This window comes from Streptomyces sp. NBC_00353 (assembly GCF_036108815.1).
Taxonomy (GTDB): domain Bacteria; phylum Actinomycetota; class Actinomycetes; order Streptomycetales; family Streptomycetaceae; genus Streptomyces.
Map to the genome: position 1 here is coordinate 7,964,155 of NZ_CP107985.1, position 23,351 is coordinate 7,987,505.

23 protein-coding genes and 5 tRNA genes are annotated in these 23,351 nt (G+C 70.9%); 20 read left to right on the plus strand and 8 right to left on the minus strand.

Annotated features, from left to right (window positions below; genetic code table 11):
• Positions 1 to 181: 181 nt before the first annotated feature.
• The 3 genes from OHA88_RS35885 to OHA88_RS35895 all read left to right on the plus strand — a co-directional run bounded on the left by OHA88_RS35885 (position 182) and on the right by OHA88_RS35895 (position 2,555).
• Positions 182 to 1,357, plus strand: coding sequence for a glycerophosphodiester phosphodiesterase (locus OHA88_RS35885; RefSeq protein ID WP_328628569.1), 1,176 nt, complete (start codon positions 182 to 184; stop codon positions 1,355 to 1,357).
• Positions 1,358 to 1,455: 98 nt separating this feature from the next.
• Positions 1,456 to 2,004 carry a sigma-70 family RNA polymerase sigma factor gene (locus OHA88_RS35890; RefSeq protein WP_328628570.1) on the plus strand — a complete coding sequence of 183 codons (549 nt, stop codon included), beginning with the start codon at positions 1,456 to 1,458 and terminating at the stop codon, positions 2,002 to 2,004.
• Positions 2,005 to 2,051: 47 nt separating this feature from the next.
• A complete protein-coding gene (locus OHA88_RS35895; RefSeq protein ID WP_328628571.1) occupies positions 2,052 to 2,555 on the plus strand; it encodes a GNAT family N-acetyltransferase in 504 nt (167 codons plus the stop codon).
• An 18-nt stretch (positions 2,556 to 2,573) separates the two neighbouring features.
• Here OHA88_RS35895 and OHA88_RS35900 read toward each other — a convergent pair whose 3' ends face one another.
• Together OHA88_RS35900 and OHA88_RS35905 are read right to left on the minus strand one after the other, a co-directional pair.
• Positions 2,574 to 3,011: a hypothetical protein gene (locus OHA88_RS35900; protein ID WP_326816753.1), complete on the minus strand. Its 438-nt coding sequence runs from the start codon at positions 3,009 to 3,011 to the stop codon at positions 2,574 to 2,576.
• A gap of 2 nt (positions 3,012 to 3,013) precedes the next feature.
• Positions 3,014 to 3,373, minus strand: coding sequence for a hypothetical protein (locus OHA88_RS35905; RefSeq protein ID WP_267006155.1), 360 nt, complete (start codon positions 3,371 to 3,373; stop codon positions 3,014 to 3,016).
• A 71-nt stretch (positions 3,374 to 3,444) separates the two neighbouring features.
• On the opposite strand from OHA88_RS35905, the gene OHA88_RS35910 reads away from it, so the two are divergent.
• The 9 genes from OHA88_RS35910 to OHA88_RS35950 all read left to right on the plus strand — a co-directional run bounded on the left by OHA88_RS35910 (position 3,445) and on the right by OHA88_RS35950 (position 15,269).
• Positions 3,445 to 4,092: an HAD family hydrolase gene (locus OHA88_RS35910; RefSeq protein ID WP_328628572.1), complete on the plus strand. Its 648-nt coding sequence runs from the start codon at positions 3,445 to 3,447 to the stop codon at positions 4,090 to 4,092.
• Between the two features lie 388 nt (positions 4,093 to 4,480).
• Positions 4,481 to 5,560, plus strand: a complete 1,080-nt coding sequence (locus tag OHA88_RS35915) for a methionine ABC transporter ATP-binding protein (protein WP_328628573.1) — start codon at positions 4,481 to 4,483, stop codon at positions 5,558 to 5,560.
• Positions 5,557 to 6,228, plus strand: a complete 672-nt coding sequence (locus tag OHA88_RS35920; protein ID WP_030968645.1) for a methionine ABC transporter permease — start codon at positions 5,557 to 5,559, stop codon at positions 6,226 to 6,228. Before OHA88_RS35915 ends, OHA88_RS35920 begins: the two co-directional genes overlap by 4 nt.
• A gap of 75 nt (positions 6,229 to 6,303) precedes the next feature.
• Positions 6,304 to 7,170: a MetQ/NlpA family ABC transporter substrate-binding protein gene (locus OHA88_RS35925; protein ID WP_328628574.1), complete on the plus strand. Its 867-nt coding sequence runs from the start codon at positions 6,304 to 6,306 to the stop codon at positions 7,168 to 7,170.
• Between the two features lie 102 nt (positions 7,171 to 7,272).
• Positions 7,273 to 7,950: a GNAT family N-acetyltransferase gene (locus tag OHA88_RS35930; protein ID WP_267006160.1), complete on the plus strand. Its 678-nt coding sequence runs from the start codon at positions 7,273 to 7,275 to the stop codon at positions 7,948 to 7,950.
• Positions 7,951 to 8,068: 118 nt separating this feature from the next.
• Entirely contained in the window at positions 8,069 to 9,298 is a 1,230-nt protein-coding gene (gene cbiE / locus OHA88_RS35935) for a precorrin-6y C5,15-methyltransferase (decarboxylating) subunit CbiE (RefSeq protein WP_328628575.1), read from the plus strand.
• Positions 9,299 to 9,631: 333 nt separating this feature from the next.
• Entirely contained in the window at positions 9,632 to 12,886 is a 3,255-nt protein-coding gene (cobT, locus tag OHA88_RS35940; RefSeq protein ID WP_328628576.1) for a nicotinate-nucleotide--dimethylbenzimidazole phosphoribosyltransferase, read from the plus strand.
• 237 nt (positions 12,887 to 13,123) lie between these two features.
• Positions 13,124 to 14,380 (plus strand): uroporphyrinogen-III C-methyltransferase, encoded by a 1,257-nt coding sequence (cobA, locus tag OHA88_RS35945; RefSeq protein WP_328628577.1) that lies wholly within the window; start codon positions 13,124 to 13,126, stop codon positions 14,378 to 14,380.
• A gap of 64 nt (positions 14,381 to 14,444) precedes the next feature.
• The gene (locus tag OHA88_RS35950; protein WP_328628578.1) at positions 14,445 to 15,269 is read left to right on the plus strand and encodes a TrmH family RNA methyltransferase; all 825 of its coding nucleotides are present in this window, start codon (positions 14,445 to 14,447) and stop codon (positions 15,267 to 15,269) included.
• 120 nt (positions 15,270 to 15,389) lie between these two features.
• Here the strand turns inward: OHA88_RS35950 and OHA88_RS35955 are convergent, their stop codons facing one another.
• The gene (locus OHA88_RS35955) at positions 15,390 to 16,718 is read right to left on the minus strand and encodes a protein kinase domain-containing protein (protein ID WP_328628579.1); all 1,329 of its coding nucleotides are present in this window, start codon (positions 16,716 to 16,718) and stop codon (positions 15,390 to 15,392) included.
• A gap of 205 nt (positions 16,719 to 16,923) precedes the next feature.
• Here OHA88_RS35955 and OHA88_RS35960 point away from each other — a divergent pair, with 205 nt between their 5' ends.
• The 6 genes from OHA88_RS35960 (at position 16,924) to OHA88_RS44715 (ending at position 20,796) form a co-directional block, all read left to right on the plus strand.
• Positions 16,924 to 17,181, plus strand: a complete 258-nt coding sequence (locus OHA88_RS35960) for a hypothetical protein (RefSeq protein ID WP_030918716.1) — start codon at positions 16,924 to 16,926, stop codon at positions 17,179 to 17,181.
• A gap of 189 nt (positions 17,182 to 17,370) precedes the next feature.
• Positions 17,371 to 17,580: a hypothetical protein gene (locus tag OHA88_RS35965; RefSeq protein ID WP_030968659.1), complete on the plus strand. Its 210-nt coding sequence runs from the start codon at positions 17,371 to 17,373 to the stop codon at positions 17,578 to 17,580.
• Positions 17,581 to 17,856: 276 nt separating this feature from the next.
• Positions 17,857 to 18,855: a phosphotransferase family protein gene (locus OHA88_RS35970; protein ID WP_328628580.1), complete on the plus strand. Its 999-nt coding sequence runs from the start codon at positions 17,857 to 17,859 to the stop codon at positions 18,853 to 18,855.
• Positions 18,856 to 18,922: 67 nt separating this feature from the next.
• Positions 18,923 to 19,207 carry a TFIIB-type zinc ribbon-containing protein gene (locus OHA88_RS35975; RefSeq protein WP_267006168.1) on the plus strand — a complete coding sequence of 95 codons (285 nt, stop codon included), beginning with the start codon at positions 18,923 to 18,925 and terminating at the stop codon, positions 19,205 to 19,207.
• Positions 19,208 to 19,352: 145 nt separating this feature from the next.
• Positions 19,353 to 20,699 carry an L-lactate MFS transporter gene (locus OHA88_RS35980; protein ID WP_328628581.1) on the plus strand — a complete coding sequence of 449 codons (1,347 nt, stop codon included), beginning with the start codon at positions 19,353 to 19,355 and terminating at the stop codon, positions 20,697 to 20,699.
• Entirely contained in the window at positions 20,680 to 20,796 is a 117-nt protein-coding gene (locus OHA88_RS44715; RefSeq protein ID WP_425896216.1) for an MFS transporter small subunit, read from the plus strand. The genes OHA88_RS35980 and OHA88_RS44715 overlap by 20 nt, the downstream gene beginning before the upstream one ends.
• Before the next feature lie 67 nt (positions 20,797 to 20,863).
• On the opposite strand, the gene OHA88_RS35985 is transcribed toward OHA88_RS44715, so the two are convergent.
• The 5 genes from OHA88_RS35985 to OHA88_RS36005 form a co-directional block, all read right to left on the minus strand.
• Positions 20,864 to 20,938: transfer RNA gene (locus OHA88_RS35985), tRNA-Val, on the minus strand.
• A gap of 23 nt (positions 20,939 to 20,961) precedes the next feature.
• Positions 20,962 to 21,033, minus strand: a tRNA-Val gene (locus tag OHA88_RS35990).
• Positions 21,034 to 21,052: 19 nt separating this feature from the next.
• A tRNA-Val gene (locus OHA88_RS35995) sits at positions 21,053 to 21,124 on the minus strand.
• A 1-nt stretch (position 21,125) separates the two neighbouring features.
• Positions 21,126 to 21,199: transfer RNA gene (locus OHA88_RS36000), tRNA-Cys, on the minus strand.
• A 37-nt stretch (positions 21,200 to 21,236) separates the two neighbouring features.
• Positions 21,237 to 21,309 (minus strand) — tRNA-Gly (locus tag OHA88_RS36005).
• Positions 21,310 to 21,472: 163 nt separating this feature from the next.
• On the opposite strand from OHA88_RS36005, the gene OHA88_RS36010 reads away from it, so the two are divergent.
• Positions 21,473 to 22,507: a chorismate-binding protein gene (locus OHA88_RS36010; protein ID WP_328629873.1), complete on the plus strand. Its 1,035-nt coding sequence runs from the start codon at positions 21,473 to 21,475 to the stop codon at positions 22,505 to 22,507.
• Entirely contained in the window at positions 22,507 to 23,328 is an 822-nt protein-coding gene (locus OHA88_RS36015; RefSeq protein ID WP_328628582.1) for an aminotransferase class IV, read from the plus strand. Before OHA88_RS36010 ends, OHA88_RS36015 begins: the two co-directional genes overlap by 1 nt.
• The last annotated feature ends 23 nt before the right edge of the window (positions 23,329 to 23,351 follow it).

Below are 23,351 nucleotides of genomic sequence, written 5' to 3' on the forward strand. Positions count from 1 at the left end.
TATGCAGGTGAGGACGATACTCGCGGGTACTCGCTGATCGCACATCGGGTTCATCGAGTGGATACGCAGTGTTGACGTGTGTTTCCGCCATGTTCGTCCACGGGCTGCCGTGCGGATGGTGCAGTTCCCTACGATCGGGCCTCGCTCGACGGTGCCACACATCACATGCGAGGGAGCAGTCATGACAGAGCGTGCGCAGGCGAACCCCGGTCGGCGGACCGTACTGGGAGCGGGAGCGGCCGTACTGGGCGCGGCCGCCCTCGGACTGCCGGGCACGGCGAACGCCGCCGAGAACACGCCAGGGCCCGCCGACGGACGGTCCGGCGGCCACGGTCACCGGCTGGACCTGCCGGTGCCGACCGTCATCGGGCACCGCGGTACCAGCGGCTACCGCCCCGAGCACACCCTCGGCTCGTACCAGCTGGCGCTCGACATGGGTGCGCACATCATCGAGCAGGACCTGGTACCCACCAAGGACGGCCACCTTGTCTGCCGTCACGAGAACGACATCACCGCCACCACCGATGTCTCCGCCCACCCCGAGTTCGCGAGCCGCAGGACGACGAAGACTGTCGACGGGGTCTCCCTCACCGGCTGGTTCACCGAGGACTTCACCCTCGCCGAGCTGAAGACGCTCCGCGCCAAGGAGCGCATCCCCGGCAACCGCCAGAAGAACACGCTCTACGACGGCCGCTGGGAGGTCCCCACCTTCGAAGAAGTGCTCCAGTGGGCCGACCGTGAGGGCCGCAGGCGCGGGAAGCAGGTCTGGCTGTACGTCGAGACCAAGCACCCCACCTACTTCCGCGGCCTCGGCCTCGGCCTGGAGGAGCCGCTTGCCAAGCTGCTGCGCCGCTACGACCGCCACCGCAAGCAGTCGCCGCTCATACTCCAGTCCTTCGAGCCCACCAGCATCCAGCGGCTGTCGAAGCTCGTCGCCACCCCGCGTGTCGTCCTGCTCTCCGGCGCGGGATCGAAGCCCTGGGACTTCGTGGCGACCGGTGACCCGCGCACCGTCGACGATCTCGTGAAGCCCTCCGGGCTGACGTGGCTGGCGTCGTTCGCGCAGGGCATCGGCCCCACCCTGGACCTGATCATCCCCAAGGACGCGTCGGGCCGGCTCACCACGCCGACCACCCTGGTGAAGGACGCGCACGCGCAGGGCCTGATCCTGCACCCATACACCATGCGCAACGAGAACAGCTTCCTGCCCGCCGACTTCCGGCGCGGTACGGACCCCAACGCGTACGGCGACGCATTCGGCGCGTTCCGGACGTACTTCGCGACAGGCATTGACGGGATCTTCTCCGACAACCCGGACACGGCTCTGCTTGCCGCGGCCGACTTCGCCGGGAACTGACACCGCCGCCCACGTCAGCACCCGGCCGGGCATGCCCCGGTCGGGTGGTGCGTCCCGCGGACGGCAACCGCCCTGCGCCGGTCCACGTCGGGTGGGGTATGACGCTTCTCGCAGACGCCGCCGCCCAGGCTCCCGCGGCCGTGGTCCACGCCCTGTACCCCCTCGTCAGCGCCGAGGCGACGGCCGAGGCGAGCGACGCGGCGGCAGGCGCGGCCGTCGAACCCGCCGATCTCGAACAGGCTGTCTGGCTGCGGCTGCTGGAGCTGCTCGCGGATCAGCGGCCGCCGGCGGACCCGGCGCGCTGGGTCCGCGACACCGTACGGGCGGAGGTGCGCCGCGCCCGCCGTACCGCCCGGCGCGAACGTCCGTACGCCGATGAGACCACCGCGGATCCAGCCCGCTGCCCCGAGCGGTCGGCGGTCGGCGCCGACGAACGCAGGGCGCTGCACGCCGCGGTGGGGCGGTTGCCCGGCCGGTGCGCCGGGCTGCTCGCCGCGATGCTCGCTCCGGGCGACCCCACCTACCGGGAGATCGCAGGGAAGTTGGGTATGTCACAAGGCAGTTTGGGTCCGATCCGTTCCCGATGCCTTGGATGTCTGCGCAGAATGCTCGCGGTGGAGGTTGTCGTTCCTGAACTGCGGGGATAGGAGCTGTTAGGCAACCGGCGGATCAGGTGAGCGGGAGGCATGCACACATGGGCATGAGTGTGATCATCTCGGCGGCGACGACAGACGACGCCGAACAGATCTTGAAGCTTCAGTACCTCTGCTTTCAGAGCGAGGCGGAGCTGTACGGGAACTACCGGATCGACCCGCTTGTGCAGACCCTCGAATCGGTCCGCGACGAACTGACCGCGAACCTGGTGTTCGTGGCACGGCTCGGGGACGAAGTCGTCGGCGCGGTACGCGGATCCACCGATCCGGACGGCACCGGACAGATAGCCAAGCTCTGCGTCCACCCCCGGCTCCAGGGGCACGGGCTCGGCGCCCGGCTGCTGCGGGCCGCGGAGTCCGCACTTGCGGACGAGCAGTCGGCCACCCGCTTCCGGCTGCAGACCGGGCACCGCAGCGAGACCAATCTCCGGCTCTACCGGCGGGCGGGTTACGCACCCGTGGGCAACACCACCGGTCAGGACGGCGTCCGGCTCATCCAGCTGGAGAAGGACGTCGCCGCGCCGGCCTACGTCGCCAGCGCCTGAGCGGCGACGACGCGGACGTCACACGTTCTTGGCGCGACGCAGCCAGATCATCCCGGTGACCGGCAGGATCACCGGGATGAACAGGTAGTCCCTGCCCAGATACGACCAGACGGTGGCGTCCGCGAAGGCCGACGGCTCGACCAGAGTCCACGTACCGACGAGCAGCACGCCCGCGAGCTCGGCGGCACAGCACACCAGCGCCGTCCTGCGGGCCTTCTCGCCGCCGCGGACCAGCGAGTACGTGATGAAGCCGTACACCAGGGCGGCGACGGCCGACAGCACGTAGGCGAGCGGCGCCCTGCCGAAGTCCAGGATCATCTGGACGATCGAGCGGGAGGCGGCCGCGACGGTGAACACCCCGTAGAACCAGACGAGTACGCGGCCGGGGCCCGTCCCCAGCTCGAACCGGGCCTTCTGCCCGGGTGCGGAACCGGGGGTGGTGTCGGTCTCGGTCACGGTCAGCTTCCCCAGATGTCGTAGAGCCGTACTTGCAGAACGGCCAGCACGACCGCGCCCGCCGACACCGTGACCGAACCCCATCGGGTCCGCTCGGTCAGCGACAGGAAACCTGCTGCCGGCACGGCGGCAAACGCCCCGATCAGATAGCAGATGAAGATCGTCATGCCCTGGTCCGGCCGCTCGCCCCTGGCGAGCTGCACGATCCCCACCACCAGCTGAGCCAGCGCCAGCAGCGACACCACGGCCATTCCGATGAAGTGCCAGTCCTTGGTCGGCTGGTCCCGGTAGGCGGCGAAACCGCACCAGGCGGCGAGGGCGAGCGCGGTCACGGAGACCGCGACCGTCAGGGCGTCAAGCATGAGCCGAGGGTATTACGGACCAAAAGGCCCCCTGCGTGCGCCCCCGTACCCGGGCGCTAGGGTCGGCGAACATGAAGATCCACGCCGAGGCCCTGCTGTTCGACAACGACGGAACGCTGCTCTCCTCCATCGAGTCCGTCCAGCGCTGCTGGACCAGGTGGGCGCAGGAGTACGGCGTCACGGCGGAAGACTTCTCCGGCGTCGAACTGCACGGCCGCACGGCCGTCGAGATCATCGCCGAGCTGCTGCCCGCGGACCGGGTCGACGGGGCCCTCGCCCGTATCGAACAGCTGGAGGTCGAGGACGTGCCCGGTGGCGTCGTGGTGCTACCCGGCACCAAGGAGCTGCTCGGTTCGCTGCCCGCGCACCGCTGGGCCGTCGTCACCTCCGCCACCCGCCCGCTGGGCGAGGCGCGGCTGCGCGAGGCAGGCATCGACTTCCCGGTGATGATCGCCGCCGAGGACATCACCCGTGGCAAGCCGGACCCCGAGCCGTACCTCCTCGCGGCCCGTCGCCTCGGCGTCGACCCGGCCCGCTGCGTGGTCTTCGAGGACGCCCCCGCCGGGCTGCGGGCCGGACGGGCGGCCGGGATGACGACCGTGGCCTTGGCCACAACGCACGATCGTGCCGAGCTGGTCGCCGACGCGGTCGTTACTGATCTCTCCGCCATATCGGTGCAGGTCACAGCCGCGGGAGTGGAAATCTCCACCGCGGACTGAACCGTGCGGCACGACGGTCCACGGCTGTCCGCTATACGGACAGACGGGCAGGCCGGAACTGCACGTCTGTTTTACTTGGCCCATGACCACGACGAGCAACCGCACCCTTGCGACCGAGGCGATCACGACGCCCGGTGCTCGTTGTATGTGTCGAATGCGCGCCTTCTGAGGGCCCCCGCCTGAGCCTCGCGCCCCGAAGCGAGACCGAGCCCACGCCGTCCGCACCCAGCGGAACGAGCTGCTCCAGCACGTACCTGCCCCGGCCGAACGCCGCCGCAGCCGTGCCGAGACCCACCGGCCGAACACCCGAGTCCGAACAGTCTCTTCAGACGAATGCCCCGTGCCCGGCGGACACCGCGCCGTGCACTCGACAGTGACGGAAACCCCTGTGATCACCACTACGGGCCTCACGAAGGTCTATCAGTCGCGCGGCCGTGAGGTCACCGCCCTGGACGGCGTCGACCTGCATGTCCGGGAGGGCGAGGTGTACGGCGTCGTCGGACAGAGCGGCGCCGGCAAGTCCTCCCTGATCCGCTGCATCAACCTGCTGGAACGCCCCACCTCGGGCACCGTGACCGTGGCCGGCCAGGACCTCACCGCCCTCGCGGGCCGGGGCCGCCGGGCCGGCAAGGAGCTCCGCGAGGCGCGCAGCCGTATCGGCATGGTCTTCCAGCACTTCAACCTGCTGGCCTCGCGCAACGTCCAGGACAACATCGAGCTCCCGCTGGAGATCCTCGGCGTCTCCGGTCGCGACCGCACCCGTAAGGCCCTCGAACTCCTCGACCTGGTCGGCCTGGCCGACAAGGCGAAGGCCTACCCCGGCCAGCTCTCCGGCGGCCAGAAGCAGCGCGTCGGCATCGCCCGGGCGCTGGCCGGAGACCCCAAGGTGCTGCTCTCCGACGAGGCGACGTCCGCCCTCGACCCCGAGACCACCCGCTCCATCCTCCAACTGCTGCGCGACCTCAACCGGCAGCTCGGCCTGACCGTCCTGCTCATCACGCACGAGATGGACGTCGTCAAGACGATCTGCGACTCGGCCGCCCTCATGCAGAAGGGCCGCATCGTCGAGTCCGGCACCGTCGGCGAACTGCTCGCCACCCCCGGCTCCGAACTGGCCCACGAGCTGTTCCCGGTCGGCGGTACGGCCTCCGGTCCCGATCGCACGGTCGTCGACGTCACCTTCCACGGCGAGGCCGCGACCCAGCCGGTGATCTCCCAGCTCTCCCGTACGTACAACATCGACATCTCGATCCTGGGCGCCGCGATGGACACCGTCGGCGGCAACCAGGTCGGCCGGATGCGCATCGAGCTGCCCGGCCGCTTCGAGGAGAACGTCGTCCCGATCGGCTTCCTGCGCGAGCAGGGCCTGCAGGCCGAGGTCGTGGACACGGCGGGCGCCGACGGCATCCCCGCACAGGCGCCCGCCGCACTCACCCAGACCCCGCTCACCAAGGAGGTGGCCAAGTGACCTGGTCCGAAATGCAGCCGCTGCTGTCCCAGGGAACCGTCGACACCCTCTACATGGTGCTGTGGTCCGCGGTCGTCACCGTCCTCGTCGGACTGCCGCTCGGCGTACTGCTGGTCCTCACCGACAAGGGTGGACTGCTCCAGAACACCGTGGTGAACAAGGTCGTCGGCGTGATCGTGAACATCGGCCGCTCGCTGCCGTTCATCATCCTGCTGATCGCCCTCATCCCCTTCACCACCTGGGTCGTCGGCACCTTCATCGGCCCGACCGCGATGATCGTGCCGCTCGCCGTCGGCGCCATCCCGTTCTTCGCCCGGCTCGTCGAGACGGCGGTCCGCGAGGTCGACCACGGGCTCGTCGAAGCCGTCCAGTCGATGGGCGGATCCATCCCGACGATCGTGCGCAAGGTCCTGCTGCCGCAGGCCCTGCCGTCGCTCGTCTCCGCGGTCACCACCACCGTCATCGTGCTCATCGGATACTCCGCGATGGCCGGCGCGGTCGGCGGCGAAGGGCTCGGCTCCAAGGCCGTCACCTACGGATTCCAGCGCTTCGACAACCAGTTCATGCTCATCACCGTCGCGCTGCTGATCGTCATCGTGACCGTGGTCCAGCTGATCGGCGACGTGGCCGTACGCCTGCTGGCCCGCCGGGGCCGCACCGCCTCCTGAGACTTTCTCTCCGCTCACAAGCCCGAACTCCTTGTCCGGGCGCACCACCATCACCATCAGAAAGAGGCACTTTTCGTGCGTAAGAACATCAAGATCACCGCAGCTGCCGCCGCCACCGCCGCCCTCGCATTCGGCCTCACCGCCTGCGGCACGTCGTCCGACCCGGCCTCCAAGAGCGAGACCGGCGGCAAGGCCGACGCCTCCAAGGCGCTCGTCGTCGCCGCGTCCCCGACGCCGCACGCCGACATCCTGAACTTCGTCAAGAAGAACCTGGCGGCCAAGGCGGGCCTCAAGCTGGAGGTCAAGGAGTTCACGGACTACGTCCTGCCGAACACCGCCACCGAGAACGGCCAGGTCGACGCCAACTTCTTCCAGCACGTGCCGTACCTCGACGACTTCAACAAGAAGAACAACACCCACATCGTCGCGGTCGCCAATGTGCACCTGGAGCCGCTCGGCCTCTACTCCAAGAAGGTCAAGGACCTGAAGGACATCAAGGCCGGCCAGACCATCGCCGTACCGAACGACACCACCAACGAGGGCCGTGCGCTCCAGCTCCTCGCCGCGAACGGTCTGATCACCGTCAAGGACGGCGTCGGCACCAACGCCAAGCTCAGCGACATCACGGACAAGAAGGGCCTGGAGTTCAAGGAGCTGGAGGCCGCAACCGTGCCCCGCGCCCTGAACGATGTCGACGCTGCCGTCATCAACGGCAACTACGCCATCGAGGCCAAGCTCCAGCCCGCCAAGGATGCCCTCGTGCTGGAGAAGGCGGAGGACAACCCGTACGCCAACATCCTCGCCGTGAAGGCGGGCAACGAGAAGGACGCCCGCGTCCAGAAGCTCGTCAAGCTGCTCCACTCCGACGAGGTCAAGAAGTTCATCGAGGACACCTACCAGGGTTCCGTCGTCCCGGCCTTCGGCCCCGTCGCCAAGTCCTGACACCCGTACCGCATCCGCGTGGCCGAGCCCCGCGCACCCCACCGGGGTGTGCGGGGCTCCGCCGTGCCCACCCGGCCATGCACAAGGTCCGCCCGATGCTGCATGCTGTGCCTTTACACGGTCTTCGGCATGGAGCTGCGCATGACTTCCACCTTTCCGTCCATCTCCATCAGCACGGATCGGTTGGTGCTGCGCCCGTTCGACATGACGGACGTCCCCGCGTACATCGAGATGATGAACGACGAACTCGTCACCGCCTGGACGGAGGCACCCCACCCCTACACCCAGGTCGACGCGGAACGCTGGGTCCGCCGGATCGCCCCCGCGCAGCGCACCAGCGGTGACGGAATCGTCTTCGCCGTCACCGAGTTCCTCACCCAGCGCCTCGTCGGCTCGGTGCGGCTCCGGAACACCGACTGGCGCACGCTCGCCACCGAGGCCGCGTACATCACCGCGCCCTGGGCCCGAGGTGAGGGTTACGCCACCGAGTCCCTGCTCGCCGTGGCCCAGTGGCTCTTCCGCGACCAGGGCTTCGAACGCATCGAACTGCGCACCGCCGCCGACAACACCGCCTCACAGCAGGTCGCCCAGAAGCTCGGCTGCATCAGCGAGGGAGTCCTGCGCAACGCCCGGATAGCGAGGACCCAGACCGAGGACGGCGGCTGGACCGACATCAGGACCGATCTGATCGTCTGGGGGCTGCTCCCCGAGGACCTCGAAGGAGTCGCCGAGCAGCTGGCGGACGCAGGCGGCTACGGCACCTACAGCGACTGGAACTGACGCCGGAACCGACGCCGGGGACCGCACCGGTCCGGACCGGTCGGGGACCAGGTACTCTCACCCTGCCCGCCGCTCGTGGGCAGCCCCACCTGCGACAACTCCAGGAGACTGACGAAAGATGGCCGACCGGGTCACGGTGATCGGCTGGGACGGCTCGCCACTGACCGCAGCGGCCGGGGCCGCGCTCTCGGCCGCCACCCTCGTCGCGGGCGCCGCCCACCACCTCGCACTCCCCGAAGTCCCGGCAACCGCCGAACGGATCCGCCTCGGCTCCATCGACCTCGCCGCCCGCAGGATCGCCGGCCACCGCGGCAGCGCCGTGGTCCTCGCCGACGGCGACCCCGGCTTCTTCGGAGTCGTACGCAATCTCCGCGCACCCGAACACGGCCTGGAAGTCGAAGTCGTGCCCGCGGTCTCCGCCGTCGCCACCGCGTTCGCCCGCGCCGGAATGCCCTGGGAGGACGCCCAGATCGTCGTCGCCCACCCCCGCACCCTGCGCCGCGCCGTCAACGTCTGCCGGGCCCACCACAAGGTCGCCGTCCTCACCTCGCCCGGCGCGGGCCCCGCCGAACTCGCCCTGCTCCTCGAAGGCGTGCATCGCACCTTCGTCATCTGCGAGGAACTCGGCACCGCACGCGAACAGGTCACCGTCGTCACCTCCGACAAGGCCGCCGACCACGTCTGGCGCGACCCGAACGTCGTGATCGTCATCGGTGGCGGCCCCGAGCAGCAGTCCACCGGCTCCTGGATCGCCGGCCGCCACCCCCAGGGCGTACGCGGCTGGGCACTGCCCTCGGACGCCTACCCCGGCAGCGCGACGGACCCCGAAGGGGAGTCGGGCGAGGGTGAGTCCCCGGGGCTGCGGGCCGCCCAACTCGCCCGCCTCGGTCCGCGTACCGGCGACCTCGTCTGGGACATCGGCTCCGGCAGCGGAGCTCTTGCCGTGGAGGCTGCAGGGTTCGGTGCGGCGGTGCTGGCCGTCGACAGCGACCCGGACGCCTGCGCCCGGACGGCGGCCGCGGCCCGGGCCTTCGGCGTACAGCTCCAGGTCGTCCAGGGCCGCGCCCCGCACGTGCTGGAGCGGCTGCCGGAGCCCGATGTCGTGCGGATCGGTGGCGGCGGCGTCCCCGTCGTCACCGCTGTCGCCGACCGCAGGCCGGAGCGGATCGTCACCCATGCGTCGACCCGGGACGAGGCCGAGGCGCTCGGTGCGGCACTCGCCGAGAACGGCTACACCGTCGAGTGCGCCCTCCTCCAGTCCGTCGAACTCGACACGACCGCATGGTCGGAGCGCGAACGCTCGGTCGTGTTTCTGCTCTCAGCGCTGCGCTCGGACCTCGCCCCCTGACCCGGTCGGCGTACGGCGCGGGGTAGGCTGGCCGATCGTTGTACCGTACCCGGCCGTTCGTCGCTTCGTTCGTCAATGTCCGGAAAAGGGGACCGTTTTGGACCCCGTTGTGGTACGGCGGACCCGGGGGATGCGCAACGTGGCGCAGTCCACAGCGAGCCGTGGCGGAACTACCTGCCGCGGCGGCGAACGGCCGCGAGAATGATGTGTGTCCGCGACCGATTCGTGCCGCGCGGCGAGCCCGCTCGTTCTTCATGACGAGCGCCGGCGTGCCGTGTTCGGGCGTCCCGGGCGAAGGGCCGAAGGAGCACTGACGATGGGCGAGGGGTACGCATGAGTGACACCGGCCAGATCCCGGGCGAGGGACTGCCGGAGAACGCAGGCATGGTGGAGCAGCCGGGCAACCCCGCCCCGGGTGCGTACACCTTCCTCGCTCCCTCCGAGCATGCGTCCGAGGACGACGATCTTCTGCTGATGCCGAGCCCGCAGGGCGCCTGGAGCGAACCGCAGGTCGCACCGGCTCCCGGTGAGCCGGTGGGCGGCGGCGCAGTACAGGCACCGGCCCCGCCGGAGGGGCAGGCCGCGTACCAGGCGCAGCCGCAGGGCTACGTCGGCGGTGTGCAGGCCATGCAGGCCCAGGGACCCGTGCAGGTCCAGGAGGCACCGGACCCGGCCGTGTACGCCGTGCAGCAGGCCGTGGCCGGAGCGATGACCGAGACCGGGCAGGGCACGCACGAGTCCGGCGGCCGTGACTCGGGCGCCGTCGATCTCAATGGCGTACGCATGCCGGCACCGGTCTCCGTTGCCGCACCGGTTGCGGCCGCCCCCGTGCGCCGGCCGCTGCACCGCGGCCCGGCCTCGGGCGAGACCCCGTCGTACGGCGGGACGCCGACCGGCGGTGTGGTCCGTTCGCTCGCCGACCGCGGACCCGCGGAGGCGCCACAGACCCCGATGTCCGCACGGCACGCGGGACCGCCCACCACCGGTCCCGAGTACCTCGACCTGCCGGGCCCGCAGCTCGGCGAGATCCCGCCGCAGGCCGGCAGCCCGTGGGCGGCCCACGTACCGGAGCAGGTCCCTGCGCCCGTGGCGGTGCAGACGGAAGCCGTGACCGCGGAAGCGGCCGCAGAAACGGTCGTCCCGGAGCCGGTTGCCGAGCCGATGCAGGTCGCACAGCCGGCCGAGGTCGCCCCGGAGGCCGTACCCGCCGCTGCCGAGGCTTATGTGGACGGCGCGTCCATGGGCCGGTTCGTGCCCGTGGAGGGATCCGTGCCGACGACTCCGCACCTGGCCCCGACGCCGGTCGTGGAGCAGGTCGTCACCGAGCAGGTCGCGCAGCCGGAAGCCGTCGTCGAGCCGGCGCCCGCGCCCGAACCCGTAGCCGTTCCGGAGCCCCAGGCCCGGCCCGAGCAGGTCGCGATCGCCATCGAGCCGGTACAGGCCCCGGTTGTCGAGACCCCCGAGCCCGTCACGGCCGCGCCTGCTGTGGCCGAAGTGCCCGCGCCCGAACCGGTCCCCGCGCCGGAGCCGGTGGTCGTCCCCGAGCCCGTCGTCGTGCCCGAGGCCGTCGTAGTGGCCGAGCCCGACGTCGTACCCGTAGCCGCGCCGGAGCCGGTCGCCGCTCCGGAGGAACCCGTCCTCGCGCCCGCCACCGGGACCGCCCCCGAACCGGTCCTCGTGCCCGAACCCGAGACCGGCCCCGAGGTCATCGAGACCCCGGACGTCACGCCCACCGACGCCGGCCCGGACGTCGAGGCGCCCGCGCCGGACCAGGAGCCCACGGAGCCGGTCCGGATCCCTGCCGAGGAGGCCCCGGTGGCCGAGACGCCGCAGCCTGCCGCGGAGACTCCCGACCGCGCCGCCGCCTCCGGGTACGACGACGCCGAGCGCGAAGCCGTGCTCCGCGTCATGCGCGAACGTCGCGACATCCGTAACGGCTTCCGCAGCGACCCCATCCCGCACGAGGTGCTGCTCCGCGTCCTCGAGGCGGCGCACACGGCGCCCAGCGTAGGCCACTCGCAGCCCTGGGACTTCGTCGTCATCCGCTCCGCGGAGACCCGCCGTTCCATGCACGAACTGGCGCAGCGTCAACGCGACGCGTACGCCAAATCGCTGCCCAAGGGCCGGGCCAAGCAGTTCAAGGAACTGAAGATCGAGGCCATCCTCGACACCCCGGTGAACATCGTCGTCACCGCGGACCCCACCCGCGGCGGCCGCCACACCCTCGGCCGGCACACCCAGCCGCAGATGGCCCCGTACTCCTCGGCGCTCGCCGTCGAGAACCTGTGGCTCGCCGCCCGCGCCGAGGGTCTCGGCGTCGGCTGGGTCAGCTTCTTCGACGAGCGGGAGATGGTCCGGGCCCTCGGCCTGCCCGAGCACCTCGAAGTCGTCGCGTACCTCTGTGTCGGTTATGTCGACGAGTTCCCCGAGGAGCCCGAGCTGATGCAGGCGGGCTGGTCCAAGCGGCGCCCGCTGTCCTGGGTCGTCCACGAGGAGACGTACGGTCGCCGCGCGCTGCCCGGCGAGGAGCCGCACGACCTGCTGCAGGAGACCATCTCCAACATCCGTCCGCTGGACGCCAAGGCGCTCGGCGAGGCCTGGGAACGCCAGAAGCGGATGACCAAGCCGGCGGGTGCGCTCGGCATGCTGGAGATCATCTCCGCGCAGCTGTCGGGTCTCTCCCGGATGTGCCCGCCGCCGATCCCGGAGCCCGCGGCTGTCGCGATCTTCGCCGGGGACCACGGGGTGCACGCCCAGGGCGTCACCGCGTGGCCGCAGGAGGTCACCGGCCAGATGGTCGCCAACTTCCTCGGCGGCGGCGCGGTCTGCAACGCATTCGCGTCCCAGGTCGGCGCCGAGGTGTGCGTCGTCGACGTCGGCGTGGCCACGGAGCTGCCCGCGACCCCCGGCCTGCTGCCGCGCAAGGTGCGTGCGGGAACGGCCGACTTCACGACCGGGCCGGCCCTCACCCGTGAAGAGGTCCTCGCGGCCATCGAGGTCGGCATCGAGACCGCCCGCGATCTGGTGGCAGCGGGCAACAAGGGCCTGCTGACCGGTGAGATGGGCATCGCCAACACCACCGCGTCCGCCGCGCTGATCTGCGTGTACACGGGCATGGACCCGGCCGAGGTGACCGGTCGTGGCACCGGGATCAACGACGAGATGCACGCCCGCAAGGTCGACGTGGTCCGTCGTGGCCTCGAACTGCACCAGCCCGACCCGTCCGACCCGATCGGCGTACTTGCCGCGGTCGGCGGCCTCGAGCACGCCGCGATGGCGGGATTCCTGCTGGGCGGTGCGTCGCTGCGTACGCCCGTCGTCCTGGACGGGGTGAGCGCGGGCGCCGCGGCCCTGGTCGCCCGGGCGATCGCCCCCGAGGCCCTCGCCGCATGCATCGCCGGTCACCGCAGCGCGGAGCCCGGCCATGTCGCCGCGCTCAACAAGCTGGGCCTGCGCCCGCTGATCGACCTCGACCTCCGCCTCGGCGAGGGCACGGGTGCGCTGCTGGCGCTGCCGATCGTGCAGAGTGCGGCGCGGGCGATGCACGAGGTGGCGACGTTCGACTCGGCGGGCGTCACCGAGAAGTAGCGCCCGGCCATGGTCGGCCTCACCGGCGCTTGAGGCGCGGGGGCCGGGGCACAGCCCCGGTTCCCGGAAAGGGGTGGGCAGGGGAGAGCACCGCACAGCGGTCCCCACCCGCCCCGGCGGCCCGCCCCGCCGCACCCCGTATCGTGGACCCACACCCCACAAAACCGCACGTCACAGCCGCTCCACCGCCGTAGCGGCCCGCACGCACCCCGTATCGCCCGAGGAGCCCGCACCGCCATGGCCGAGCACGCCGATCACCCCGCGTACCCCGTCGGACTGCGCCTGAGCGGGCGCCGCGTCGTCGTTGTCGGCGGCGGTCAGGTCGCGCAGCGCCGCCTCCCCGCACTCATCGCGGCGGGCGCCGACATCACCCTCGTATCGCCGTCCGCGACGCCGTCCGTCGAGGCGATGGCCGACGCCGGTGAGATCCACTGGGAGCGCCGCCGGTACGAGGACGGGGACCTCACCGACACCTGGTACGCGCTGATCGCCTCCGACGACGCCGCCGCGAACGAGGCCGCGTCCGCCGAGGCCGAGCGCACCCGCACCTGGTGCGTGCGCAGCGACAACGCCGATGTAGCCACCGCCTGGACCCCGGCCACCGGCCGCAGCGAGGGTGTGACCGTCGCCGTCCTCTCCACCGACGCGCAGGGCCGCGACCCGCGCCACTCCGCCGCCGTCCGCGACGCCATCGTCGAGGGTCTGCGCGACGGCACGCTCGCCGCCCCGCACCACCGCACCCGCCCCACCCCCGGTGTCTCCCTGGTCGGCGGCGGCCCCGGCGACCCCGACCTGATCACCGTGCGCGGGCGGCGCCTCCTCGCCGAGGCCGATGTCGTCATCGCCGACCGGCTCGGCCCGCGCGACCTGCTCGACGAACTGCCGCCGCATGTCCAGGTGATCGACGCCGCGAAGATCCCGTACGGCCGCTTCATGGCGCAGGAGGCGATCAACCAGGCGCTCATCGAGCACGCCAAGGCGGGCAAGGCCGTCGTCCGGCTCAAGGGCGGCGACCCGTTCGTCTTCGGCCGGGGCATGGAGGAGGCACAGGCGCTCGCCGCCGAAGGCATCCCGTGCACCGTCGTCCCCGGCATCTCCAGCTCGATCTCCGTACCCGGCGCGGCCGGAATCCCCGTCACCCACCGCGGGGTCGCCCACGAGTTCACCGTCGTGAGCGGCCATGTCGCCCCCGACGACGAGCGCTCGCTGGTCGACTGGGCGGCCCTCGCGCAGCTGCGCGGCACCCTCGTGCTGCTGATGGCCGTGGACAAGATCGGCGCCATCGCCAGGGCCCTCATCGCTCACGGCAAGTCGCCCGGGACACCGGTCGCCCTGATCCAGGAGGGCACCACGGCGGCGCAGCGCAGGGTCGACGCGACCCTCGCGACCGTCGGCGAACGGGCCGCCGCCGAAGAGGTCCGCCCCCCGGCCGTGATCGTCATCGGTGACGTCGTCGCGGTCGGTGCGGCCACCCTTCCGAACCCCGCCGAGTAACCAGCGGTAACAGATCTTCTTCCAAGCCGTTGGCACCACACACCGGACAAGGCAGTATCAACCTGTGGCAGATCTCATCACCGTCGACGACCCCGACGACCCGCGCCTGCGCGACTACACTGGCCTGACCGACGTCGAACTCCGGCGCAGGCGAGAGCCCGCCGAGGGCCTCTTCATCGCCGAGGGCGAGAAGGTGATCAGACGCGCCAGGCACGCCGGGTACGAGATGCGGTCCATGCTGCTCTCGGCGAAATGGGTCGACCTGATGCGCGACGTCATCGACGAGGTCCCGGCCCCGGTCTACGCGGTCAGCCCGGAGCTCGCCGAGCGCGTCACCGGCTACCACGTGCACCGTGGCGCGCTCGCCTCCATGCAGCGCAAACCACTGCCGGCGGCCGACGAACTGCTAGGTCTGCAAGGGACTACAGGTCAGCGCATCGCGGTGTTCGAAGATATCGTCGATCACGCCAATCTCGGGGCGGCCTTCCGTAGCGCGGCAGCCCTCGGAGTCGACGCAATCCTCCTCACTCCGCGATGCGCGGATCCCCTGTACAGGCGGGCCGTGAAGGTCTCGATGGGGGCAGTCTTCCAGGTCCCGTGGACCCGGCTGGAGTCTTGGCCGAAAGATGTTGCGCTCCTCCGGGAGGCTGGCTACATAACGGCCGCGCTCTGCCTCAGCGAGCAGTCGATCACCCTCGACGAGCTCGCCTCGCGGGACTACGAGAAGCTGGCGCTCATCTTCGGGACCGAAGGGGACGGGCTGACCACCGAAGCGCTCCTTTCGGCAGACGAACACGTCCGCATCCCGATGGAAGCCGGAGTCGACTCGTTGAACGTCGCGGCGGCCTCAGCGGTGGCCTTCTACGCCACACGGCCGAGGTCTGCCTGACCTCGGAAAGATCGCGGGCGTCAACTTCCGCAGCGCCGCCGGATGGGCGAGGCCGCCGCCGTCGCGTTCTACGCGGTGGCCACGGGCCGCCCGCAGGACTGACCGGCTGCTTGCCGGCGCCTACTGCCGGGGCAGCAGGCGCTGCCCCTGATGCTGTTCCTGCACTGCTTGCTGTTCCTGCTGTTCCGGGGCCTGTGTGGCGCCCAGCCCACGGGCCGGTCCCTGGCAACCCTGCGCCGCCGCGATCCCCAGCGCCACCAGCAGTGTCACCACGACGAAGACGACAAGACGCTGCCGCAGCAGCCGCGGGTTGGCCGGACGCCGGCCCGTCGATGTCGTACGCGTCCCGGGCCGGGTTCCCGGACGCCCCTTCGTGCCGTTCGTCCCGTTGGTGGCCTGGGGGCGCTTGCCGGAGCGCGTGGTGTTGCGAGGCGGCTGCGGCCGCGAGCCGCCGGTACGGGGCGACGCGGTGCGCGAGGGCGCCGTCTGCCGGCCCTGCGGACGCGGCGCCGGAGCGCTCGCCGCACGCCGGGTCTGCTGTTCGGTGTACGGGCCGTCGAGCCGGCCGGTCGGCCGGTCCAGCTCCTGCGCCGAGCGCTGCGCGGGCGGCCGGCTCTCGTGCAGCCCCTGCGCCTCGCGGGCCGCGATCTCCTTGAGCCGCATGGAGAGTTGAAGCGTGCTCGGCCGCTCCTCCGGATCCTTCGCCAGACAGGCGCTCACCAGCGGCGCCAGCGCGTCGTGCACGTCGTACAACTGCGGTTCCTCGTGCACCACGCGGTACAGCATCACCTCGGAACTGCCGTGCCCGAAAGGCGAGTCGGCCATCGCCGCGTACGCCAGCGTGGCACCGAGCGAGAACACGTCCGTCGCGGGCGTGACCGCCGCGCCCCGCACCTGCTCGGGCGCCAGGAACCCGGGCGAGCCCACGGCCGTACCGACGTGCGTGAGCGTGCTCGCCCCGGTCGCCCAGGCGATGCCGAAATCGATGATCCGGGGGCCCTTGGGGGAGAGGAGGATGTTCGACGGCTTCAGATCACGGTGGACGACACCGGCCTCGTGCACCGCCACCAGCCCCTCGGAGAGCGCCGCCCCGATCGACGCCACCTCGGCCGCCGACAGCGGACCCTCCTCGGCCACCTTGTCGTGCAGTGAGGGGCCGGGGACGTACTGCGTGGCGAACCACGGTCGGTCCGCCTCCAGATCGGCCGCCACCAGACGTGCCGTACAGCCGCCGCGGATCCGCCGCGCCGCCGACACCTCGCGCGCGAAACGCGAACGGAACTCCTGGTCCTCGGCGAGATCCGGGCGGATCACCTTGAGCGCCACCCGCTGGCCGCGCCGGTCCGAACCCAGATAGACGACACCCATGCCGCCCGCTCCGAGTCGTCTGTGCAGCCTGAACGAGCCGACGACACGCGGGTCCTCGCGCCGGAGCCGCATCATCGCCATGTCTGCCCATCCCCGCTGCCTGGTCCGCCTGACGTGGCACAGCTTACGTACCCGTGGCCCGGCGCGCTCAGAGGCCGCGCCCTCGCCCGCCCATCGATTGTCAGTGCCGGGTGGGAAACTTGAAGGGTGGTCAGGGAGCCGCGGATCCACGCTCCCCGGCCCGTGCGAGATCTCAAAGGTCCGTCGCAGAAGGGGGATTGGATCAGTGAAGGGCGATCGAGTCGAAATAGTCGTGGACGCCGGGGACACGACGCGTACCTACGAAGTGGTGGCCGGCAGAGCCGGTCGCCGGGTGGAGACGGCCGTCCGCCGAGGGGTGGTCGAAGTGAGTGAAGTCACTCGCAACGGCTCCGTGGTCCGCACCGCCCGCTTCATGGCGGCCAGGGTGCTCGCCCTGGTCGAACAACCGGTCCCCCGGGAGGACGCATCCGAGCGCCCCCTCCGGGAAGACCCCAAGGTCTAGTGCCCGATCTCCACCCAGGGGAGTACGCCGAGCACCGACGGCTCATCCTCCGGGAGGCCCGGCATTCGATACGCGGGCATGACGACCTGCGCCCCGGCCGTCCCTAATGTTGAAGTCGAGCGGCGGGCGTTGCACTCGTCCCCCGAGGTCAGATGCCCGCCGCTCCCACAACAGGTCAGGAGAGGAACCATGGCGGACACGGCAGCGCGGACGATGATCCGTACGCAGGGGCGCAGGGCACATGCCGCGTTCGGCAGCCGCCCGTCGTCCGGTACGCGCCACCCGCTGGTGGCGACGGCCATGGTTCTTCCTCTGGCGGCCCTGCTCGTAGTCGTCTTCGGCGGCTGGGACGCAGTGGTCACACAGGCGTCGTCCGTGGGTGTGATGCTGGGGCGCTGAGCGGCGCCCCGGGTCCGGAAGAGCGGTCCGGACCGGGACATCGGGCCAACAGCCCCGTGGGGACGGGGGTGCGGCGGACGGCAGCGTTTGTCCGGTCAGCTGGGGAGCTGACCGGACATCGCGCTTTCCGGGGTCCCTCGCGCCCGGCCGCCGCGCCCCCGGCCGCGGCACTGCCCGGAGGCACTCGGCGCCGCATCACGGCGTGCGCTGCGGCGCGTACGCTCATCGGCGGGCCCGGGCGGAACCGGGCCGCACCTGCTGCCACCGGGGGAGACCGTGACCACCGCAGTCGTCCGTGCGCTGGGCGCCCTCGCTCATGACGCGGCCCACCCGCCCACGGGTGCCGAGGCGCCGTGCACCTGCCCGGCACCGACCGTGCTCGCGGACCGCGCCGACGGCACGGTCGTCCGCAGCGGTCCGGTGGTCGCGAAGGCCCACGCCCCGGACACCGACACCACGGCCCTGGCCGCCCGCCTCGCCCTCGCCGCGTCCCCCGCGCTGACCGGCATCCTCCTGCCACCCGTACCCCGGCCCGCCGGGCCCGCCGCCCCCAACTCCACGGTGCACGGCCGCTCCGTGACCCTGTGGCCGCACGGCGAACCTGTCGACCCCGCAGACCCCGACGCCGCCCCCTGGGAAGAGGCCGCCGTCCTCCTGGCCCGGCTCCACCGCACCGCACCGCCGACCCCGCCCCGGGCCGTGCGGCGGGCGTTCCCCGCGATGCGCGGCCCCGCGAAGGCCGCACTCGCCGTGGCCCGGATGTGCCGGGCCCGGCCCGGTGACCCGGCCACCGCCCCCGTACGCGAAGCATGGCGGCGGCTGCCCGCCTGGGCCCGCGACGAGGACGTCGCGCCTCCGCACCGCTCGCGCTTCCTCTGCCATGGCGATCTGCATCTCGGCCAGCTCGTCCGCCACCCCGCCCCGCACGGGCCCTGGCTGCTGATCGACGTCGACGACCTGGGCCTCGGTGACCCCGCCTGGGACCTCGCGCGCCCCGCCGCCTGGTACGCGGCCGGGCTGCTGTCTCCCGACGTCTGGCTGCGCTTCCTGGACGCCTACCGGGCGGCCGACGGGCCGGCCGTACGCGCCGACGGCGACCCCTGGCCCGACCTGGACGTCCCGGCCCGCGCCCTGACGGTGCAGACCGCCGCGCTGGCGTTCGCCAAGTCTGCCGCGGAGGGGAGAACTCCGGATGAAGTGGAACAGATGATGATCGACGCCTGTGCCCGAATTGCGTCCCTCCCGCACGAGTTGGCCGCCGAACACTCGTCGTAGGGTGAACCGATCGTCTCCGGGCATGAATTCCGGGACGGCGAACCGACGGCGAGGAGCTGAGCCGACCATGCAGTGTCCCAAGTGCCACGCGCAGATGCAGACATACAACCGCAATGGCATCCAGATCGAGCAGTGCAGCGGCTGCCGGGGGATATTCCTCGACTACGGCGAGCTGGAGTCCCTGACCCGCATCGAGGCGCAGTGGACGCAGCAGGCGCCGCCCGTGCCGCCGGCCCCTCAGGCCTACCCGGCCGCACCCGCCCCCGCCTGGGGCGCTCCGCAGCACCACGGCGGCCATCACGGCGGTCACCACCGGCACAAGAGCTTCGGCCACATGCTCTTCTCGTCCTGATCGGGCCGACGCCATGCTGCGGGCCCGGACGCACGGTGTCCGGGCCCGCAGCGCGCACGGCCCGGCCCGGCCGTAGTGCATACCGTCGACAAAGTCTTGTCGGACATCTAGGCACCGACATGGTTGATCCTTAAAGTTCCGGCCCATGACCTTCCTCGACAGGTCCCGGACCGTCGCGCCACCCGGCTGGAGCCGCTGGCTAGTCCCGCCCGCCGCCCTCGCGGTGCATCTCTCGATCGGGCAGGCCTATGCCTGGAGCGTGTTCAAGCCCCCGCTCGAGTCGGCTCTCGGCCTTTCCGGTACCGCCAGCGCCCTTCCCTTCCAACTCGCCATCGTCATGCTCGGCCTCTCCGCGGCCTTCGGCGGCACCCTCGTCGAACGCAACGGGCCGCGCTGGGCGATGTTCGTCTCCCTCGTCTGCTTCTCCTCGGGCTTCCTCGTCGCCGCCCTCGGCGTTGCCACCGATCAGTTCTGGCTGGTCGTCCTCGGTTACGGCTTCATCGGCGGTATCGGACTCGGCATCGGCTACATCTCGCCGGTCTCCACACTCATCAAGTGGTTCCCCGATCGTCCCGGCATGGCCACCGGCATCGCCATCATGGGCTTCGGCGGCGGAGCGCTGATCGCCTCGCCCTGGTCGACCGGGATGCTCGAAGCCTTCGGTACCGACAGCGCGGGAATCGCCACTGCCTTCCTGGTCCACGGTCTCGCCTACGCCGGTTTCATGGCGCTCGGCGTCCTCCTTGTCCGGGTGCCGCCGGACGGCTGGCTCCCGGCCGGCCACCGGTCGGAGGCGGCGCCCCGCCGCCTCGTCACCACGGCTCAGGTGTCCGCCCGCAACGCGCTGCGGACACCGCAGTTCTGGTGTCTGTGGGTGGTGCTCTGCATGAACGTCACCGCGGGCATCGGCATTCTGGAGAAGGCCGCTCCCATGATCTCGGACTTCTTCACGGGCACCTCGGCCCCGGTCACGGTCTCCGCCGCGGCAGGCTTCGTCGCCCTGCTCTCCCTGGCCAACATGACCGGCCGGCTCCTGTGGTCCTCGACCTCGGACCTCATCGGCCGCAAGAACATGTACCGCATCTACCTGGGTGTCGGCGCGCTGATGTACCTCACGATCGTCCAGTTCGGCAGCTCCAAGCCGCTCTTCATCTGCTGCGCGCTGGTGATTCTCTCGTTCTACGGAGGCGGATTCGCCACGATCCCCGCCTATCTGCAGGACCTCTTCGGCACGTATCAGGTCGGCGCCATCCACGGCCGGCTGCTGACTGCCTGGTCCACCGCCGGCGTCCTCGGCCCGCTGATCGTCAACTGGGTGGCCGACGCGGGCGAGCGTGCGGGCCGCAGTGGGTCCGACCTGTACACGACATCGCTGACGATCATGATCGGACTGCTGATCGTCGGCTTCGCCGCCAACGAGCTCGTGCGCCCCGTCCACCCACGCTTCCACGAGGCAGCGGAGAGGAAGACCCGTGTACACCAGCAGTCGTAGAACACTCACTGCCGTTGTCTGGCTCTGGGTCGCCCTGCCGTTCGCCTACGGGCTGTACGAACTGATCCGTAAGGCCACCCAACTCTTCACCGGCTGACCCCGGTCGGTCGAGCCCACCGCGGAAACGACGAAGCCCCGGTCGTCGAGACGACCGGGGCTTCGGCTGGTGCGCGATACTGGGATTGAACCAGTGACCTCTTCCGTGTCAGGGAAGCGCTCTCCCGCTGAGCTAATCGCGCAGAGTGAACCTGCGTGTACAGCGTGCGCGATACTGGGATTGAACCAGTGACCTCTTCCGTGTCAGGGAAGCGCTCTCCCGCTGAGCTAATCGCGCGGGGATCCTTGCGGACCAGTGGACGATACTGGGATTGAACCAGTGACCTCTTCCGTGTCAGGGAAGCGCTCTCCCGCTGAGCTAATCGTCCTTGGAGGTGGAGACGGGATTTGAACCCGTGTAGACGGCTTTGCAGGCCGTTGCCTCGCCTCTCGGCCACTCCACCAGGAGTGCAGGGGTTCGGGAAAAGATCCCCCACTTCGAGCGGACGACGAGATTCGAACTCGCGACCCTCACCTTGGCAAGGTGATGCTCTACCAACTGAGCCACGTCCGCTTGTCGTTTCCGTTCCACTTGCGTGTCCCGGCGACGTGTTGAACTCTAGCGGATTCCCGGGCCAGTACAAAAACGCGTTTGTGCAGCGTGCTGCGGTGCGTTCGCCCCGGCGCAGGTCACCGCGGGCCGTCCTAGACTCAGCAACGTGCACGACCTCGCTCCAATGGCCCGCTTCGACGGCCTCATCGCGTCCGATCTGCAGGATGTGACCAGTGATCCCGCCGCCCTCGACTCGTCCGGCTTCTGGGCCGTATGCGCCGATTTCGAGGGCGGTCTCGTCTGCGCCCGCTTCGGCACCGTACGGTCCGCGCCGGTGCCCGCACCCGTGCCCGGGGCCTGGCGCGGCCCCGGAGCCGGCGACTGGGTCTCGTCCCTGGACCGGGCCGCGTACACCGCCGGAGTACGTCGAATCCGGGAGTACATAGCGGCGGGCGAGGTCTACCAGGCCAACCTCTGCCGGGTGATGACCGCGGTGCTGCCGGACCCGGCTGCCGCGGACGTCGACGCCCTCACCGCGCTGCTGGCACTCGGCAACCCCGCCCCCTATGCAGGAACGATCCGGCTGCCCGCGCACGGCGTGGAGGTCGCCACCGCGTCCCCCGAACTCTTCCTGAAGCGGGACGGCCGGACCGTCGAGTCCGGACCGATCAAGGGCACCGGCCGCACCGAAGCCGATCTGCTGGAGAAGGACCACGCCGAGAACGTGATGATCGTCGACCTGGTCCGCAACGACCTGGGCCGGGTCTGCGCCACCGGATCGGTCACCGTCCCCGACCTCTGCGTGGTGGAGAAGCACCCGGGACTCGTCCATCTCGTCTCCACCGTGCGCGGCCACCTCGCCGACGGCGTCGGCTGGCCCGAACTGCTCGCCGCCGCGTTCCCGCCCGGCTCGGTCACCGGGGCACCCAAGTCCAGCGCCCTCCGGATCATCGAGTCACTGGAGACCGCGCCCCGCGGCCCCTACTGCGGCGGTATCGGCTGGGTCGACGCAGACCGCTCCACCGCCGGCCTCGCCGTCGGTATCCGGACCTTCTGGGTCGACCGCACCGAAGCCGCCCCGGTCCTCCGGTTCGGCACCGGCGCCGGCATCACCTGGGGCTCCGACCCGGAACGTGAATGGGACGAGACCGAGCTGAAGGCGGCCCGGCTGCTCGCTGTAGCGTCGGGCGCTCACCGAGCGACTGAAAGGACCGCGTGATGAGGATCTGGGTCAACGGCGCACTGCGCGACGAGGCCGACGCCAGGGTGTCCGTGTTCGACCACGGACTGACCGTGGGCGACGGCATCTTCGAGACCGTCAAGACCTCCGCCGGCCGGCCCTTCGCCCTCACCCGGCACCTCGACCGGCTGACCCGCTCGGCCCGCGGCCTCGGCCTGCCGGACCCCGACCTCGACGAAGTGCGCCGGGCCTGCGCCGCGGTCATCGACGCCAACCCCATGGAGCTCGGACGGCTGCGCATCACGTACACCGGCGGGCTCTCCCCGCTCGGCTCCGACCGTGGCAACGACGGGGCGGGCCTCGTCGTCGCCCTCGGGGAATCCACCCGACGCCACGACACCACCGCCGTGATCACCGTCCCCTGGACACGCAACGAGCGAGGCGCGCTCGCCGGGCTCAAGACCACCTCGTACGCGGAGAATGTCGTCGCACTCGCCCGCGCCCATGAACGGGGCGCCTCGGAGGCGCTCTTCGCCAACACTGTCGGGCAGCTCTGCGAAGGCACCGGAACCAATGTCTTCGTCGTCCTCGACGGGCAGCTGCACACCCCGCCGGTCTCCTCCGGCTGCCTCGCCGGGATCACCCGCGCGCTGGTCGTCGAGTGGGCGGGGGCGCACGAGACCGAACTGTCCATGGATGTGCTGGAGCACGCCGAGGAGGTGTTCGTGACCTCGAGCCTGCGGGATGTCCAGGCCGTCCACCGGATCGACGGCCGGGAGCTGCCCGGCACGCCGGGACCCGTGACGGCGAAGGCCATGAGGGTATTCGACGAGCGCGCCGGGCACGACCTCGATCCGTGAGCGCGATCCGTCCCCCGGCCGGA

Bases quoted from the DNA above. Each gene is read 5' to 3' on its own strand.
- OHA88_RS35885 (WP_328628569.1), top strand. From the start codon at position 182: ATGACAGAGCGTGCGCAGGCGAACCCCGGTCGGCGGACCGTACTGGGA.
- OHA88_RS35890 (WP_328628570.1), top strand. From the start codon at position 1,456: ATGACGCTTCTCGCAGACGCCGCCGCCCAGGCTCCCGCGGCCGTGGTC.
- OHA88_RS35895 (WP_328628571.1), top strand. From the start codon at position 2,052: ATGGGCATGAGTGTGATCATCTCGGCGGCGACGACAGACGACGCCGAA.
- OHA88_RS35905 (WP_267006155.1), bottom strand. From the start codon at position 3,373: ATGCTTGACGCCCTGACGGTCGCGGTCTCCGTGACCGCGCTCGCCCTC.
- OHA88_RS35910 (WP_328628572.1), top strand. From the start codon at position 3,445: ATGAAGATCCACGCCGAGGCCCTGCTGTTCGACAACGACGGAACGCTG.
- OHA88_RS35930 (WP_267006160.1), top strand. From the start codon at position 7,273: ATGCTGTGCCTTTACACGGTCTTCGGCATGGAGCTGCGCATGACTTCC.
- cbiE (WP_328628575.1), top strand. From the start codon at position 8,069: ATGGCCGACCGGGTCACGGTGATCGGCTGGGACGGCTCGCCACTGACC.
- cobT (WP_328628576.1), top strand. From the start codon at position 9,632: ATGAGTGACACCGGCCAGATCCCGGGCGAGGGACTGCCGGAGAACGCA.
- cobA (WP_328628577.1), top strand. From the start codon at position 13,124: ATGGCCGAGCACGCCGATCACCCCGCGTACCCCGTCGGACTGCGCCTG.
- OHA88_RS35955 (WP_328628579.1), bottom strand. From the start codon at position 16,718: ATGGCGATGATGCGGCTCCGGCGCGAGGACCCGCGTGTCGTCGGCTCG.
- OHA88_RS35965 (WP_030968659.1), top strand. From the start codon at position 17,371: ATGGCGGACACGGCAGCGCGGACGATGATCCGTACGCAGGGGCGCAGG.
- OHA88_RS35975 (WP_267006168.1), top strand. From the start codon at position 18,923: ATGCAGTGTCCCAAGTGCCACGCGCAGATGCAGACATACAACCGCAAT.
- OHA88_RS35980 (WP_328628581.1), top strand. From the start codon at position 19,353: ATGACCTTCCTCGACAGGTCCCGGACCGTCGCGCCACCCGGCTGGAGC.
- OHA88_RS36010 (WP_328629873.1), top strand. From the start codon at position 21,473: ATGGCCCGCTTCGACGGCCTCATCGCGTCCGATCTGCAGGATGTGACC.
- OHA88_RS36015 (WP_328628582.1), top strand. From the start codon at position 22,507: ATGAGGATCTGGGTCAACGGCGCACTGCGCGACGAGGCCGACGCCAGG.